Annotated in this window: 9 protein-coding genes; 3 read left to right on the top strand and 6 right to left on the bottom strand. The window is 39.7% G+C overall.

Translation table 11 applies throughout. The annotated features are described in order from the left end of the window. Positions 1-22 precede the first annotated feature (22 nt). The 6 genes from AACZ87_RS01835 to AACZ87_RS01810 form a co-directional block, all read right to left on the bottom strand. The gene (locus tag AACZ87_RS01835) at positions 23-1,516 is read right to left on the bottom strand and encodes a RagB/SusD family nutrient uptake outer membrane protein (protein ID WP_339864278.1); all 1,494 of its coding nucleotides are present in this window, start codon (positions 1,514-1,516) and stop codon (positions 23-25) included. Positions 1,517-1,528: 12 nt separating this feature from the next. Beyond that, the gene (locus tag AACZ87_RS01830; protein ID WP_339864276.1) at positions 1,529-4,924 is read right to left on the bottom strand and encodes a TonB-dependent receptor; all 3,396 of its coding nucleotides are present in this window, start codon (positions 4,922-4,924) and stop codon (positions 1,529-1,531) included. A 104-nt stretch (positions 4,925-5,028) separates the two neighbouring features. After that, positions 5,029-6,066 (bottom strand): FecR domain-containing protein, encoded by a 1,038-nt coding sequence (locus AACZ87_RS01825; protein WP_339864275.1) that lies wholly within the window; start codon positions 6,064-6,066, stop codon positions 5,029-5,031. A gap of 155 nt (positions 6,067-6,221) precedes the next feature. Beyond that, positions 6,222-6,833, bottom strand: a complete 612-nt coding sequence (locus tag AACZ87_RS01820; protein ID WP_339864273.1) for an RNA polymerase sigma-70 factor — start codon at positions 6,831-6,833, stop codon at positions 6,222-6,224. A gap of 111 nt (positions 6,834-6,944) precedes the next feature. Next, positions 6,945-9,569: an ABC transporter permease gene (locus AACZ87_RS01815; protein WP_339864271.1), complete on the bottom strand. Its 2,625-nt coding sequence runs from the start codon at positions 9,567-9,569 to the stop codon at positions 6,945-6,947. A 3-nt stretch (positions 9,570-9,572) separates the two neighbouring features. Then, positions 9,573-9,917 carry a helix-turn-helix transcriptional regulator gene (locus tag AACZ87_RS01810; protein ID WP_339864270.1) on the bottom strand — a complete coding sequence of 115 codons (345 nt, stop codon included), beginning with the start codon at positions 9,915-9,917 and terminating at the stop codon, positions 9,573-9,575. 1,585 nt (positions 9,918-11,502) lie between these two features. Here AACZ87_RS01810 and AACZ87_RS01805 point away from each other — a divergent pair. The 3 genes from AACZ87_RS01805 to AACZ87_RS01795 all read left to right on the top strand — a co-directional run bounded on the left by AACZ87_RS01805 (position 11,503) and on the right by AACZ87_RS01795 (position 16,872). Then, positions 11,503-12,123 (top strand): Crp/Fnr family transcriptional regulator, encoded by a 621-nt coding sequence (locus AACZ87_RS01805; RefSeq protein WP_339864269.1) that lies wholly within the window; start codon positions 11,503-11,505, stop codon positions 12,121-12,123. 150 nt (positions 12,124-12,273) lie between these two features. Beyond that, positions 12,274-15,444 (top strand): carboxypeptidase regulatory-like domain-containing protein, encoded by a 3,171-nt coding sequence (locus AACZ87_RS01800; protein WP_339864267.1) that lies wholly within the window; start codon positions 12,274-12,276, stop codon positions 15,442-15,444. 87 nt (positions 15,445-15,531) lie between these two features. Next, positions 15,532-16,872, top strand: a complete 1,341-nt coding sequence (locus AACZ87_RS01795; RefSeq protein ID WP_339864265.1) for an ectonucleotide pyrophosphatase/phosphodiesterase — start codon at positions 15,532-15,534, stop codon at positions 16,870-16,872. Positions 16,873-17,461: the final 589 nt, after the last annotated feature.

Here is a 17,461-nt window from a genome sequence, read left to right as displayed (position 1 = left end):
TATTGACATTTTGGGTTATTCATTACAGAGACTGATTCAAGTCGATTTCAATTTGAGGAAGCGGATAAAATGCAACTTGTTCATCCGTTAAAGCTGCTGCTTCATCAATGAGTTTATTCACTCTATTGAACCTGCGTAAGTCATACATGCGGTTACCTTCATACATCAGCTCCCAGCTACGCTCCTGCCAAACTGCCTCTCTAAAATCTTCCAGAGATAATCCAGGAATCAAATCCCCTAAACCTGCTCGGTTGCGGATGTAATTGACCATTTCATAACCTTGCGCATTTGGCCCGGCGGCTTCTGCATAAACTAAAGCAACGTCAGAAAATCTTATCAAATACGGTTTGGTGCTAGTCTTATCCTGGATATAATGTGGGTCTACATATTTTCTTGAGAATCTGTAAGGAACTGCACCTGGGAAGGATGCGATTTCTTCACCTGACTCATCATAGACAGTAGATACCAGCAATTCACTTCCTCGCTTATCCGCCTCATCAAAGGTATCGTAGAAAGATTCCTTGGTCTGAAACACGCTCCAACCGTCGTGGGATTCAGTCAACGTACCATCACCGTTGTCGAGGTAAATGGCCGCACCAGCGATATATGGGATAAAAAGTTTAGAAATTTTAGAATAATCCCCTTCTATGATTCCACTTCTATCCATAGACATCAGGAAAATATGTTCCGGACCGGTAGGTTGATCCACATCATAGATATCCAGTAACTGATCATCAAAACCATAGATATTTTGACCTGTAATCACCTCCTTTGCAAAATAAGCAGCACTATCATACATGGATGACACCTCTCTTCTACTGCTTGTGTATTGTGGCACGTTGTGATCTTTTGAAGAAGCTATATGCAGGTAAACCTTTGCTGCCAAAGCTTGAGCAGCAACTTTATCTGCCCTTCCAGTGGCTCTATTGATATCCAGAAGTTCGATAGCTTGCTTACAGTCCGCTAGGATCAGATCATAAACTTCATCCAAATCGGTAGCTAGCGGAGATGAAGTCTGGTCCAGAGTTCCTACAAAAGATCTATGCATAGGCACTCTGCCAAAGTTCCTAGCCAAATTGAAATAACTCCAAGCTCTCAAGAAATGTGCTTCACCCAGGTATTTGGCTTTGGCTGATTCTTCAATGGCTGAATTTGGAATCACATCAAGAATTGCATTTGTTCTATTGATAGCGATGTAGGCATACTTGAAGAAATTAACCAAACTCCCGTTAGTTGAAAAATTAGCTACTTTCCAGTTATTCAGATCCTGAGCGTCTGCCCCTTCATCAGCTTTTGGGTTGCACTCATCCGAGGGCATATCCCCTAGCATAAATACCGTTCTGGAATATTCCAAAAAAGTTAACGCATCATAGGCATAACTAATTGCTGCTTCGGCATCGGCTACCGAATTGTAGAAATTATCTTCTGAATAGAAACCATATGGCTCCTCACTTAGGTCACACGCGTTAATCGTAAACAGACCAACTATTATCAGTATATATTTTTGAAATTTCATGTTTGTGTTCAGTTAAAATGTCAGATTCAAACCAGCAGTCCATTGTCTCAATCGCGGATATCCACCCCAGTATCTACCATCTGTCCCAACTTCAGGATCATATCCGTTGAATTTGGAAAACGTGAACAGATTGGCAGCATTCATAGACAAGCGTAAACGCATCGCCTTTGGCAAATCAAAATTGTAACCCATGTTCAGGTTTTGAATTCTTACAAAAGATCCGTCTTCAATCCACCAGTCAGAAAACTTAACCTGTCTGCCGTCTTTTAGACTTGGATATTCATTCGTAGGATTATCAGGAGTCCAGCGGAATGGAGTCATGCTTGGCTGGTTAAATGCCTGAGTATTTAGCACATCGTTACCAAACACCCCATTTAGAAAAATGCTTATATCAAACTTCTTATAGGTCAGTGCAAGGTTTAAACTAGCTAGGAAATCAGGGTTTGGATTTCCGATGATAGTACGGTCATTTTCATCCACACTGCCATCTCCATTGATATCCACGTATTTATATTCACCTGGCTGAGCAAGGTCGCCTTCCAGACCTGCGAGCACTCCTTCTTCCAATGTCTGAACGATACCATCTGCTTTGTAACCATAAAAGACATTTACCGGCTGGCCTACTGCAAGGAGATTAGGAAATCCCCTGAACTGCTCAATACTGTTGCCCGAATACTGGAACTGCATACCTGTATTTGGATCGGTGATCAAACCGGATTCCTCCGGATCTCCTAGACTGGTAACCTCATTTCTGTTTTGGAAATAGATCAGAGTAGCATTCAGATTCAAATCCTTAGTTTGGATCAAATCACCACCTACCGTAAGTTCAATTCCTCTGTTAGTGATAGAACCGTTATTGATCCACATTCGATCATACCCTGATGAAAGTGGCAAAATTCTCTCCTGAAGAAGGTTGTCCGTATTCTTCTGATAGTAATCAAAAGTCACGTTCAACTTACTGTCAAAAAGAGAGAAGTCAACTCCCGCATCAAACTGGGCTGTAGTCTCCCATTTCAGATCCGGATTTGGTATCCCTCCCCATAGCACTTCTATTCCTGATTGTCCAGTTCTTCCAACTTCGATACCAGGACCGATTGCAGTTATCCAGTTCCCGTTATTGAAGTAATTACTCACTCCATATCTGCTGAGTGTTTGATATGGTGAGATTCCTTGATTTCCCGAAATACCATAACTTAACCTAAACTTCAGCTGGTCGAAAACATTCATTTGTTTTATGAATTCTTCTTCATGAGCTTTCCAGCTCAATGCTCCTGAAGGGAAAAATGCCCACTTATTGTTCTCCCCAAATTTGGAAGAACCATCTGCTCTGGAAGTGAAGGTGAAAAGGTACTTCTCGTCAAAAGTATAATTGAATCTAAAGATCCCAGAAACCAATTCAGAAGCTACCAATCCATTACTTACTCTGTTAAGTTCCAAATTCCCAGCTCCCAAATTCTCATTGTTTAGCGTTTCATTCACAAAATCAAATGCACCTAGGTTAGAAGTTCTCGATTCATCATTTTGATATGAATAGCCAAGGGTAGCTCCAAAGTCATGCTTTCCAAATACCTTTCTATAGTTGGCAAAAGTCTCACTCACGACTGTACTTCCCTGCCAATTGTTGATATATGCCGCGCCATTATTAAACTGTCCAGCTTCTGTATAGCGCTTTGGCTGATACACATCATTGATACTGGTACCAAACTTGAAGTTCAATCTAGAATTAATTGTAAGTGAAGGAATTACCTCCCACTCTACGTCCAAAAAGGACAGTAAATCGAGCGTTTTGGACTCATTCTTACGATTCTCAGTTATTGCTACTGGATGACTGAAATCATTGCTGTTCAGCATATAGTAATCTCCAGACTCATCATATACAGGCCAGACAGGACTTCTCCAGTAGGCTAAACCACCATTGGCATTCCGCTTCCCTTTTGTAAGAATATTTGAAAAAGTGATTTTAAGATTATCAAGAACCCGATGACTGATACTGAAATTTGTGTTGATTTTCGAGTAATCATCTTCAATCTGTATCCCTTTGTCAGTAAAATATGCAGCGCTAAGGTTAAAACTCGTCTTTTCGTTGCTGCTTGCGATGGTTAAGGTTGTGTTGTTTGAAATGGGTGCATCTCTAAAAACTATCTGATCCCATCGTGTATTGTTGGGCCAGTCTCCATTAGAAAGTTCTTCCACTGAAGGATAGTAAATCCCTGATGGAGAAACCTCCCCGATAAAAACCGGTTCAAATCCACCATTTACCCTACTTTCATTATTCAGCTGAGCCATCAAAGCGGGGTCTCTCCAGAGATTAAGTTCAGAGGTAAATTCTGAAATAGTAAGCTGCTGACGAACACTGAAATTGGTTTGACCCTGCTTAGCCTTTTTGGTGGTGATCATAATTACACCATTCGCACCTCTTGAGCCGTATATCGCAGAAGCAGAAGCATCCTTCAACACTTCGACCGATTCAATATCAGCTGGATTGATCTGTTTCAATTCGCCCGCATCGCCTAATGGAAAACCATTCACAACAACTAAAGGGGAATTCGATCCTCTTAAGGAGCTTCCGCCACGAATCCTTACTGTAGAACCCGCACCAGGATCCTGGGATGGATTGATGATTTGCAAGCCGGCCGCTCTACCCTGTAGGACTCTTTCCACGGAATTGGCAGGAATATCCTGAACTTCTTCCATTTCCACCTGAGCTACTGATCCCGTGAGATCCTCTTTTTTCACCACACCATACCCTACTACGACTACCTCATCTAAACTTTTGAGGTCTTCCTGCATCCGGATTTCGAGACGGGTGCTATTAGTTACAGGCACTTCCTGGTTTTCATAGCCGATGAATGAAACTATCAAAACAGCTCCCTGCTCAGGTACTTCCAGTGTAAATTCACCATCTATATTTGTAACAGTACCTACTGTAGTTCCCTTAAGGATTACTGTAGCACCAGGAATTGTCACCCCATCTGTGGCGGAAGTTACAACTCCGGAAATTGTCATTTCCCGGATCGAAACTTCAACAGAATTGCCCAATGTAGAAGTTGAGCTGACACTGATTGTATTATTAATCTGTTTGAATTTGACTTTGTTTTCTCTCGCTATTCTCAGCAAAAGATCTTCCAGTGTAAGGCTTTGTTTGTTCAAAGAAAACCGTTGTTCCAAAAAGGAATCTTTGTTGTCGTAAACAAACACAAAGGGAGTTTCCTCCTCCAGTTTGCTAAATAGTTGACTAAGCTTTTCATTAGCAAAGCCGACGCTGACCTTTACATCTTTCACACTTTTTATATTCTGGGCATTTATCTCCGATGCAGCAAGAACATTTATAAAGAAAATTTGCAAAATCAGCCCACATATTGAGTAGGTTAATCCCATGAGTAGTAGTTTTAGTACTCGTTTTTTCATAATTTCGGTAGGTTTATTGTTTACTTATTAGCGCAATGAATCGTAGTAGACCGTATTGATTGGCAGATCAGTACGGTTTTTTTTGTCATTATTTTTTAGGGGTTTTAGTTAAATATTAGTGTCAATTCTTTTTCCTTTAAATCGTATGTGAATCCCTTGTTGTAAGCAATAGCATCCAACACATTTGTGAGGTACTCATTTTCAAAAGTTCCCATCAATCTCCAATCGTTTTGAGGCACCCCAACTATTTTCACCGTGACTCCATACCAGCGGTTTATTTCTGTTACAAAATCCTCCAGATCGTCACCGTCGAATATTAATTTTCCATTCTTCCAAGAAATGGCCTTGTCGAACATTGCCGGATTACTTTCCTTCGAAAATTCACGGAATACAGCAAGTTGTTTTGAGTAGGAAACTCCATTGGAAGGCTCTACAAGCAAGCCATCCATGTTCGAATCTGCAGTGACATTGATCGAACCTTCCAAAAGTGAAATATTTATATCCTGTTGATTTGGAAAGGCGTTTACATTGAATTTGGTACCAAGTACACGCACACTCACATTATCTGCGATGACAATAAATGGTCGATCACTGTCATGCTGCACATCAAAAAATGCCTCTCCCTCCAACTGGACAAGACGAACAGAATCAGAAAACTTCTCCGGATAGGATATTTTACTATCGGCATTTAGCCAGACTTTGGAACCATCTGGAAGTTGAGCTTGGGATTTCTGACCAATAGGGTTATGTTTTTCTATTGTCGCTACTTCTATTTCTATGGTCTGAGGAGCTGATAACCTTTCTCTTATACTAAATATTGCAGTGACAGTAAGTAGCAAGGAAATGGAAGCCGCAATGCTTATCCATCTTATTCTACCGGATTTTTGTTTGGCTGAAAGCAGTTCCGACGCTGAATCCGAAGAATCAAGGTATTGCTTCCATAACTTCTGCTTCTGAAACTCATGATTGATCAGCTTAGGATCTGCAGTATCTTTCTCCCAATAGTCTTTCAACTTATCAAATTGATATTGATTTAAAGGAGATTCTTTCACCCAGGCAAAAACCTGCTTTTTCTCAGAAAGGCTAGCTTGTCCGTTTAGGTAGCGGGTAATAAGTTGATTTATGTCTAATTCTTCGTCCATGAAGGAAATGTGTCATGCTTGTAGAAGTAAAGACAGTAGAATCAAAAAAATCCCGTAATGGATTTCTGGAGTTTTTAAAAAAAATTAAGGGGAACAACTCATTTCATTGATAGTCAGATCAATAAATTCAAAAATACATTTCTAAAATATAGGATTTATATAAAAATAGATAAGAACCTTTGTTTGGATATAGAGATATAATCCCTGTGTTCCTCATAGTATTCCTTCAAAGAAACCCGAAGGTCTTTAATAGCAAGTTTCAAATGAACTTCAACGGTGCGTTCAGAAATTTCTAGAATCTCAGCAACCTCTTTATGGGACATATTCTCATCCTTAACCATCTTGAACACAAGTCTCCTCTTAGGAGGTAAAGCCTGAATGACACGGTCAAGCAATTGACCCAAATTGGTATTGATTAAAGTTTTTTCCGGATCATTCCGTTCAGGAAGCAAGTAATCATTGATGTCATCAATTTGAATATTCCCAAGCTCCTCAGCTTTGGATTTTAAATGATTAAGAGATTTGTTCTTAACCATCTTAAAAAGGTAACCCTCAAAATTTCTGATTTCAAGCAGGCTTTCTTTTTTCTGAAGAAGCTTCAGTAGCACTTCCGAAACCACGTCTTCAGCCAGATCATACCTTGGCAAAAAGAGCAAAGAGAGATTTATTAGCCTTGTATGATAATGGTCAAAAAATTCCGAAAATGCTTTTTCGTCATTTTTCTCAACTATTCGAGAAAGTAGGTGTCTTAATTTTATTGGGTTCATTGAATCCCAAATCTAATGATTTTATTGATTTTCAAAGTTTCTTCGAAAAAACCAATAAGGAGTTAACTCTTTAATACTTCTATCCTCCAATCAAGCAGCCACACACCCTCCTTATTCAGATTTCAAGCTCAATACAGGATTGACATAAGCAACTCTTAGTACCTGATATCCAACTGTAAAGGCAGCAATAACCAATGTACTGCCCGCCGCCAAGACAAAGGTCCACACATCTAGCTTAATTTTAAATTCAAAATCCTGGAGCCATTGATTCATAAACCACCAGCCGATCGGGGCAGCTATCAGAAAGGCAATTAAAATCAGTCTTACAAACTCCTGACCGAATAGCCAGATGATATGAGCTACTCCCCCTCCCATCACTTTTCGTATGCCAACTTCTTTGGTCTTCTGCGAAATCATAAATGAAATCAAACCATATAGTCCCAAGCAGCCAATGAAAATAGCGATAAATGAAAAAAACTGAATCCCCTTTAGCAACGTATCCTCAGATTCGTAAAATTGAGCTATATCCTCATCCACAAATGAATATTCGAACATTTTACCTGTGTATTGCTCTTCCCACAATTGCTGAATTTCTTCCAAAGTTTCTTTCACAGAGTTCCCATTGATTTTTATGGCATAATTGGAATACATACTACTGGCACTGGCGATCAATGCAGGAGATATCCCGGCATGAAATGAGTTGTCATGGAAATCACGAACTACTCCCACTATTGGACCTTTCATCGACCCGCCGTTTGCATAGATTACTTGTCCTATAGCATCTTCATAGTTAGTTATTCCGAGATGCTGGAGCAGAGCCTCATTCACCAGCATTTCCCTCACAGTATCTGCTGGTGTAATGTTCCTACCAATTAATAACTCCAAATCAAAAGTGGAAATGTAGTCTGCATCGGCCAATTTCATATTAGTCCGGAAGTTTACCTCCTCACTGTCATTGCCAAATCGGATAGAATTACCCCAACTGTCGGATGAAGCTGGTGCTGCGTAGCAAAGGGAAACTTTATTTACTCCTGGAAGACGTAAAAACTCATTTTTCAGGACATGCATAGAATTAACCGAATCAGTTCCCAACTTCACCATTACAATTGATTCCTTATCAAAGCCTAGATCTGCTTCCTTGGCAAAACGCATCTGATTCATGATCACGATGACGCCGATGATCAGTACCTGGGAAATAACAAACTGCATGACAATCAGAGAGCGTCTAGTATTGAAACCTCCCAGCTGCTGCATAGAGAGCTTTCCTTTAAGTGCAGCTACGGGTTTGAAATCTGTCAGAATAAAAGCTGGGTAGCATCCTGCTAAAAGCGTGACCAATACATCCAGCCCTACGATAAACAAAACTAAGATGCCATCAGAAAGAAAATTCACTGGAATCTGGGTTTGGAAAAAGTCATTCACATAAGGAACTAAGGCAAAAGCTGCCGCGATTGCTATCAGAATACTAATCGTAGCAATGATGGCTGTTTCGAAAATAAACTGCCAGAAGAGCTGAGCTCGGAAACTTCCCAAAACTTTCCTAACCCCCACTTCCTTGGATCTTTTCAAAGCTTGGGCAGTCGCTAGATTCACAAAGTTCACACATGCAGTAAGCAGCAAAAAGATCCCGATCGCTATGAGAATTCCTATGTCTGACATCTCCAAAACTCCTCCATACCTCCCATTCAGGTGAATATCTGAAAGAGGTTGCAATTTATAATGGTGAACATTCTTACTTTCAGGCCTATTCTGCTTTACATAAGGCTTCAATGCTTCCTCCACCTCTTCCGGACTTACTCCTGCCCGGAGCAACGTGTAGCAATACATTCCTGAGCTGATTCCTCCCCAGGCATTGTCCGAGGCTAGCCAAGGATTGTATTCCTTAAGGCTAGAATAGGATACAAATATCTCTGGGCGGATATCGGTGGTAATTGGAAGATCCTTCAAGATTCCAGTGATGGTAAAAGATACCTGATTATCATAGGTAATCACCTGACCAATTGGATTTTGTTCAGCAAAATATTTCTTGGCTAGTCTTTCGGTAAGGATAGCTGAATTTGGTTCATTCAGGGCTGTTACAATTGATCCCTGTACGAGGGGAAAATCAAATATCTCGAAAAATTCAGGCTCCGTAAAAGCAAAACCATCAGGTTCCTTAATCATCTGCATTTCTCCATTGCGCTCAAAAGTGATAACAGAGTTACTGTCATGAAACATTCTTGCCACCTTTTCTCCATAGGTATGATTCTCCCTCAAAACCAGACCTAATGGCGAAGGAACACTGTTCACATAAGAGACCGATTCCCTGTGTTGCTCAGTGACTACTCGATAGATTCTATCTTTGTTTTGATGGAAATCGTCAAAACTCAGGTGATGCTTTACCAACACAAAAATTAAAATACAACATGTCACACTCAATGCCAGTCCAGCAATATTGATTAGTGCATATTCCTTGTTACGGATTAGAGTTCTCCAGCCGATTTTAAAATAACTTTTATACATACCATAAGTGGTTAAGTTTGGAATTGGTTTTCTGGGCCGAATAATGCCTGGGCGGAAGAGCAACAGTACATCGAGAATAAATTTCCAGTCAGCTTTGCGCTTGCCCAATTTTTTGAAATTCCTGTCATACACTTCTATTAAGTCACCCTCGATATAGTCAAGCATCCTAGGATGGCAGAACCAGCGAAAGAACCTGAGGAAATATTTTGGAGGAAAAGGATGTTGCTTTTTCATCGCTTAAATTCCTGAAAGATTTGACTGCCAAATGGTCTTTGGAATGGCTGCCCACAGTTCATCCCGAGTATCTTTGGCATATTGTATGGCTTTCTTACCAAGAGCAGTCATTTCAAAATATCGCCTTGGTCGCCCTGCACGTTCTTCTGTCGCTTCACCGGAAAATGATTTCAGATACCCCTTATCCTCCATCCTATTCAATGCGGTATGCAATGCTCCCATACTGACAGTCCTTTTTAATCGGGACTCAATCTCATCCTTAATTGCCACACTATAGGCAGCATTATTTAAGATCCCCACCGTCAAGATTACGATCTCTTCAAACTCCCCCAGTTGATAGTCTTTCATCTATTTAATATTGTTTTTTGGATAGAAGGAACCTTACATCTACATTTTCATTCCGCTGGTAACAACTCGTGGAAGACCTGCCTTCATCGATAATTACATATTATCTAAATGTAGGAATAATAGTCGTGCCACTTCTGAAACAGTGTTTCTAACTATTTGAAGAGCATTATATGGAAACATCGCGTTCGCAAATGGATAAAAATGAGCGGTAGCGGACTATTCTTATTAACAACTCTATTTTGTGGTTTTTTCTTCCTGGGTGTCTATGAAAGGAAAAAAAATAGTGATCATTGCAGCAATTCTTGTATTTAGGAAATAGGGTGAAGAAAAAAAACCATACCAAGGAGAATTTGGCAGCAAGTCCAACTGAAAAAGCAGTGATGGAAAAACCCCAAGGCGCAGTAATATATTTGAAACGCTATGGAGTGATACCAATAAAGATCTTGCCTCTCTTATGGATTAATTGTTGATTTTTGTAGTAATATTTTTTGACATAGTTAAACCTCGACAGCATCCATAATTGTTAAAAAAAGATAGGGCACCTAAAAATGACAGTCGGAACAAAGACAAAAAGCTCAATGCATAAATCGCCTAGTAGATATATAAAGCCACTCAAACACTTATGAAATAAAATATTTTACGAGTAAAATTAGAATCTCTCAATTTTCTACAACTGCGTCATCAAATGAAACAACAGGGTATCATAAAACAAAACTTAAAGATATTTGAAATATAAATTTCAAAATCAATCAATAAAACAACTAATACTCTTATGTAAACTAATTTCTAGTATACTATTGAAAGAAAATAAATATTTCACTAACTTTATAATTATTAACTAGTTACATTACTTAAAAATAATTTTGCCCTATTCGGTGACCTAGAGAATAAAATAATACATAAGACAATGTATTTCATAAGATTACAAGCCATGCTTCGAATCCTGCCACCCGGACTTAAAAGCTCCTAGATTTAGTTCTAAGAGCTTTTTTATATTCAATTCTAAAATCAAACTTAAAGTCGTAAATTCTCCCGATAAGCATCGGGACTACCAGCCCGATGAAACCAGTTTCAAGGAAAATCAAAAGCTTATATATCAGTAGATTTACAAGATTTTCTGTTTTTTCTGTTTTTTAGCGTTTAGTTTATATCCATAGATAGCAAAGAAAATGTGTCTTATTGGGCGACTATTTTTATACAAACTACAGCAAGTAACAATCAATAAATTCACTGGTCATATTTTTAAGATTGGTTTAAAAAGTTACGGACATCAAAAAAATCCTTCTAAGTAAAACGCACTGATATAATCATCTATTTTTATCGATTTTGAAGAATGGATCTAAAACCAATACACTGGAAACTATCAGTCAACTAGTCACTAAAAATAGGAGTTCCTAAATCAAAAAACCCCGTTGATTTAGGAAATTTATCAGCTTATAAATGAGGACTTATACAATTAGAATTTTGAAATAATAATTGATCAAGGCCATGTAAAGAACCAGTTTAAGCTCACAAACTTAATTCAGGATTAATGTTGTACTAACAGTGTAGAGGTATCTTTGAAAGTCAATAATTCAAGAATCGCATGGCTATACCTGTACGTCCTAACAATGAGTCTTATCGTAGCTTTAATTTCTTCGAACACATCACCTCGTTAAATCCCAATCGATCCTTTGGCAACGTCAGGGAGATTATTGTGAAAAAGAATGAATACATATACAACCCTTCTTCTGACCACCTCTACATGTATGAGATAATCGAAGGAGCGGTGAAACTTGGCAGTTATACCGAAGATGGAGAGGAGTTCACCTTTGATGTTCTTATTAAAGATGACTTTTTTGGCGATCTAAAATACCTAAATAATCAGTTTTTTGAGTTCTCAAAGGCTCTAATTGATACAAAATTAAGGGTTTACAGCCGGGATTTTTTTAAACAAATGGTAGTTCAGAGTCCTGAAGTATCCGAATGGTTTATCTCCTACCTAGTCAAACGTTGGTGCAGTGCTGAGAAGAAACTCAAAAAACTTCATGAGAAAAAAGCACAGGGAAAGCTGGCATTTCTCAGTTCGTTCTTCGACCACAAAGTATCGGACGCTCATGGGGCAGAATTTGCCATTATAGAGCTACTCACTCAAAAAGACCTTGGTGATTTAATCGGAGTGACCAGACAAACAGTAGCCAATACCTCAAGACCCAAACCAAAGTAAACTCCCACTAACGGTATCTAGGGATTTAATATTAGCCCAATATTTCCTGTTTTATATTATTGTTAAAGCTTTACCCTTTGTTAATTTTTAACATTTAAGGAGGCTGCCCAAATCTAGTTTTGGATAAAATTAAACCATTATCCAAACACTATGAGTTCAAGAAATTCTACCCAATTCCGAACAGGAATCCTTCTCCTTTTCCTGTTTCTGGGGCTTGAAGTTCAAGCCTTTTCACAAGCTACCAATGCCTCTATTTCAGGTAAGGTAACTGATAAAAATGGAGAGCCCCTCATCGGCGCTGCCTTGCTTATCAAAAATGAATTGACAGGGTTTACAGCTTCAGCTATCACAAATCTCACAGGTAACTTCACAGTAAACCAACTTCCGCTGGCAACTGACTATTCGGTTACCTGTACCTATATGGGCTACGGCACAAAAGTCTTCACTGGCTACGATGTCAGTCAAGGCGATCACATCAAGCTTGACATCGAACTGAGTGAAGAAGCACAAGCACTTAATGAAGTCAGTGTAGTTGCCAATTCGCTGAGCAATAGCATAGACCGCTTCGGAAGTTCTACTGCTGTCACTGCAAAGGATATGGCAACTTTGCCTGTAAATGGCAGGAATTTCAACTCCCTGGTTGATCTCTCGCCTGTTTCCAATGGAAGTAATCTATTAGGTCAACTTTACTCCTCTACAAATTATACCATCGATGGGATGACAAATAAAAGTCCGTTGTCCAGTGGCGCCACCAATCGAGGACCTTTCTCTATTTCAATGGAGGCTATTCGGGAATTTGAAGTGTCAACCAACGATTACGATGTAACTAACGGAAGAAGTGGGGGAGGAATTATCAGTGCGGTGACTAAAACAGGTACAAACACTGTACACGGATCAGCTTTCCTTTATAACAGAGCAGATTGGTTATCCAGTAAATACGACACGCGTGGAAATAAGCGAGAAGATGAATTTGCAATCCAACAGTATGGGTTTACGCTTGGAGGCCCGATAATCAAGGATAAACTTCATTTCTTTCTAGCCTATGATGGTCAGCACGATGCAAGGCCTCTTTACATCGCGGATATTAGAACACCAGCTGATGAAAACAGATATAATCTATCCCAGGAATCTTTGGATCGTTACCTACAGATCGCACGCGGGGAATATGGTGTAGCATCAACTCCCCAGACAGGAAGTTTTGATAAAAAAAGATACTCGCATACTGCCTTTGCAAGGATTGATTACCAAATTAACAAGTCCAATTTGCTTACTATTCGAAACAACTTTTCCCGTGACCTAAACAGTCAAGGTGTTTCTGACAATAGTTCAATTAACCTGTATGAAGTATATGGAGATCATCTTTCTACAGCAAACAGCTTGATGGCATCATTAAGAACAGAAATAAACAACCGATTGACCAATGAGCTTAAGCTTCAATACCTCTACACATTAGATGACGGAAGGCCAAATGAGCAACTACCCAGTAGCAACATCCCTAGGGCAATTGTGCAACGTGTGGAGTCTACGGTAGACGGAAGCAATGTGAATACAACTATTCAACTGGGTGGCCAGCGCTATCTTCCGGAGCGATTTGAATCCAATGTATATCAATTGGTCAATAACCTGTACTACAACAAAGGAAAAACCAATTTCACCTTTGGTATGGATTTACTCCTTAACGACCTCACCTCTCTTGCTACCAGTGAATTTAACGGAAGATTCTATTTTACAGGATTGGACAATTTTGAAAACAAGAAACCATACCGCTATGCTCGTGAAGTAGCAACAGAAGACCCAACTGTAGAGCAGAGCATTTTCGGAGGAGGTATCTACGCTCAATCCGAAACAGAACTAGGCAGAGGAATGAACCTAACATTGGGATTGAGAGGGGATTACACTGGATATAAAAACAGCCCTACGTTCAATCAAACGGTCTATGATGAATTAGGATTGAGAACCAATGTCAAAACTGGTGGCTTTCAGATCCAGCCAAGAATACAGTTCACATGGGACATCAATGAAAAGCAACAGGATGTTCTGAGAATTGGAGGAGGTATTTTTGGCTCTGCTTTAAACAACTACTCAGATGTAAACAACTTACAGTTTGACGGTACAAAGATCTTCGCAGTGGATATCACAGGAGAAAATGTTCCAACACCGGATTTTGTATCCTATAGAAACGACCCTACAACTGCTCCAGGCGTGGATCTACTCAATCAACCGGGCATTACACCTGTCACCACCATCAATATGAACAGCGAGGATCTTAAGGTACCTACTGTTTACAAAGGTAATGTGATGTATAATCGCGTTTTCAACAATAGATTAAGACTGGGAGTTAACTTTATCGCTTCTATCGCCAGAAATAACTACATGTATGTAGATAGAAATATGGTAGATCAGCCTTATTTCACCTTAGATGACGAAGCAGGTCGCGGAGTATATGTACCTGCAGAAACAATAAGTACTTCCAATGGAAATGCAGACTGGACTAAAGGCAGAAAAACTGAGCAAATCGGTCGGGTTTTGGAACTGAATAGCGAAGGGAGAAACAATACCTATACCTTTGTTATTGATGGTACATACCGCTATTTCAAAGACGGCCAAATCACTGCCAGTTACACTTGGAATGACAGCAAAGACAATACTTCCTACAATGGAAATGTTGCAAACAGTGCAACACTCAGCCAGATGGTAGTGGACGATCCCAGAGATCTTTCTAGGATGAGCTATTCCAATGGACAGTATAGAACCAAGGTAGTACTTTATGGCACTCTACCTACTTGGAAAGGCTTTGTCGTTGGTGTTCGATATTCAGGTATAGGCGGAACTCGATATTCGCTACGTGTAAACGGAAACGTGAATGGTGACTTTGTCAATTCCAATGATCTTGCTTTCGTTTTTGATCCATCGACTCCTGGCCTCTCAGAAAGTATTATCAATGGGATGAATACTGTCCTAGCAAATTCGGAAAATCTAGCCAAAGACTACATCCGCCAAAGCCTAGGAAAAGTCGCCGTCAGAAATGGTGGTGAGAATGGATATTTTGGCAACTGGGATATCCGTGCTGCCAAGAAAATCTATTTTTCTGGAGAGAAAAAATCAGGAATCGAACTGGGGCTTGATATTTTCAACGTAGCCAATTTGCTAAATAAAGATTGGGGAACCTCCAAGACTTTAGGGAACCAAAACCTGCTTACCATCAGGAATTTTGATCCAGTTGAGAAAGCTTATGTATATGAAGTAAATCCAAATGTAGGGGTTACTACTCCCGGAGGAACTCCATATCAGATGCAGATTTCCGGTAAAATATTTTTCTAAATCATCTAAAAGTCCGCTGTCAAAAATTATAGGCAGCGGACTGCTTATATCAAAAACAAAATGATAAAAATCACCAGCTTATCCAAGATGAAGATAACTCTAATCCTGTTGTTCACTGCAGGAATACAGTACTTCGCTTCGGCACAATCCCCAAGACCTTCAGACCACGTAGTTTTGATTTCTATAGATGGTTTCCGCCCAAACTTTTATTTGGAGGAAAAATGGCCTGCACCTAATCTTCAAACTATGGCAAAAGAAGGAGCCCGTTCATTGGGTGTGACTGGCGTTTTCCCTTCCGTTACCTACCCTTCCCATACCACTGTCATCACAGGGTTTCCTCCTGCTAAACATGGCGTGTATTACAATGCACCCTTTGAACCAACTGGCCAGACGGGAAGATGGTACTGGGAGAATGAATTAATTCAAGTACCTACCCTATGGCACGCAGTCCGCAAGGATGGTATGACTAGCGCTAGTTTTCTTTGGCCAGTTTCTGTCAACGCACCTATCGATTATAACATTCCTGAATTTTGGAGTCTGGAAAATGGAGGCAGAATAGAACCTATGAGAGCTATGGAGACTCCAAAGGGTCTAATGGCAGAGATGGAGCTAAATGTTCTAGGAAAACTAAATGAAAAAACGTTTAACGGGGACTATTTAAACCGGGAAGACAGAATCGGAGACATGGCAGGGTATGTACTGGAAACCTACAAGCCAAACCTGATCACCCTTCATTTAATAGCAACAGATCATTTTCAGCACAGTGAAGGAAGAAACGGACCTATGGTTAGTAAAGCTGTAGCTGCCACAGATCGAGCAATCGGTAAAATCATAGAAGCGGCAGAACGAGCTGGAATATTGGATAAAACAACCTTTATAATCACAGGAGATCATGGTTTTGTGAATATTCACAGCGCATTGAGTCCTAACGTTTGGCTGGTCAAAGCTGGGCTAATGGAAGATAAACCGGATAGAGGAAACTGGAAGGCTACTTTTCATTCCAGTGGTGCTTCGGCATTCCTTCATCTGAAAGACAAAAATGATCAGGAGTCAGCAGAAAAAGTAAAAGAAATTCTCGCTGAACTACCTGATTCTATCAAAAAACTATTCAGAGTAGTGGATAGAGAAGAGTTGGATAAAATCGGCGCAGATCCCAATGCAGTATTGGCCCTTGCTCCTATCCAGGGAATATCAATTTCTGGATCCAGCAATGGAGCTATTTTAAAACCTGCTAAAGGTGGTACACATGGCTATTTTCCTGAATTCGACGAAATCGAAACGGGCTTTATTGCCTGGGGAGCTGGAATTCGTGAAAATGTAGAAATACAGGAAATGGGATTAGTGGATGTGGCTTCGGTAATTAAATACTTACTGGATTTGTCCATCGAGCTTCCTGAAAGCACACTGTACCCAGGGATAAAAAAATAAGAGTTAAAAGAAAAGATCGGAGAATGTGCCATAAGCTTTCTCCGATCTTTTTCCTAATGCTCTCCTTTTCTTAAGTAGGTAGAAAGAAACCACTTTGGCAAATTTCATATGTAGCAGCAAGTCTCCTCCAGAATAACAACCACTTTTCACAGAGCGATTTAGAAAAGAGCATCAAAATCCCACAAAATCTGCGAATGAATAAACTCAGTATGAAGATATTATCCACTACTGATTTTGGATTTACTTTTAAATCAATTGCGATTTTTTTTGAAGTTGGATCAATCAACTAACGCCTCCCAGCAAAGCCTAAAGTATAATTAAAGCAGGTTTTTTAGGGAAATCTCCCTTTTTAAATTAAAATAACACCTGCCAAACTACCAGAAGTCACTCCTGATGACTATCAGGGCAAATCAATCAAAGCATCTCTAAATAACCGCGAAAATCAACAAGTTTGGCAAGATTTCAAGTCATTAAAAAGTCAATTTAGAGAGTGAATCAGTACAAATCTAGCTAAACATCAAGAATGCGCTCATCTAATTCGCTGACGTTAAAAATCTTACCTCATTTTGCAAAAGCCTATATAGGTAAA

This window comes from uncultured Algoriphagus sp. (genome assembly GCF_963974365.1).
Classification (GTDB): Bacteria; Bacteroidota; Bacteroidia; order Cytophagales; family Cyclobacteriaceae; genus Algoriphagus.
This window is presented reverse-complemented; position numbering and strand designations above follow the sequence as displayed.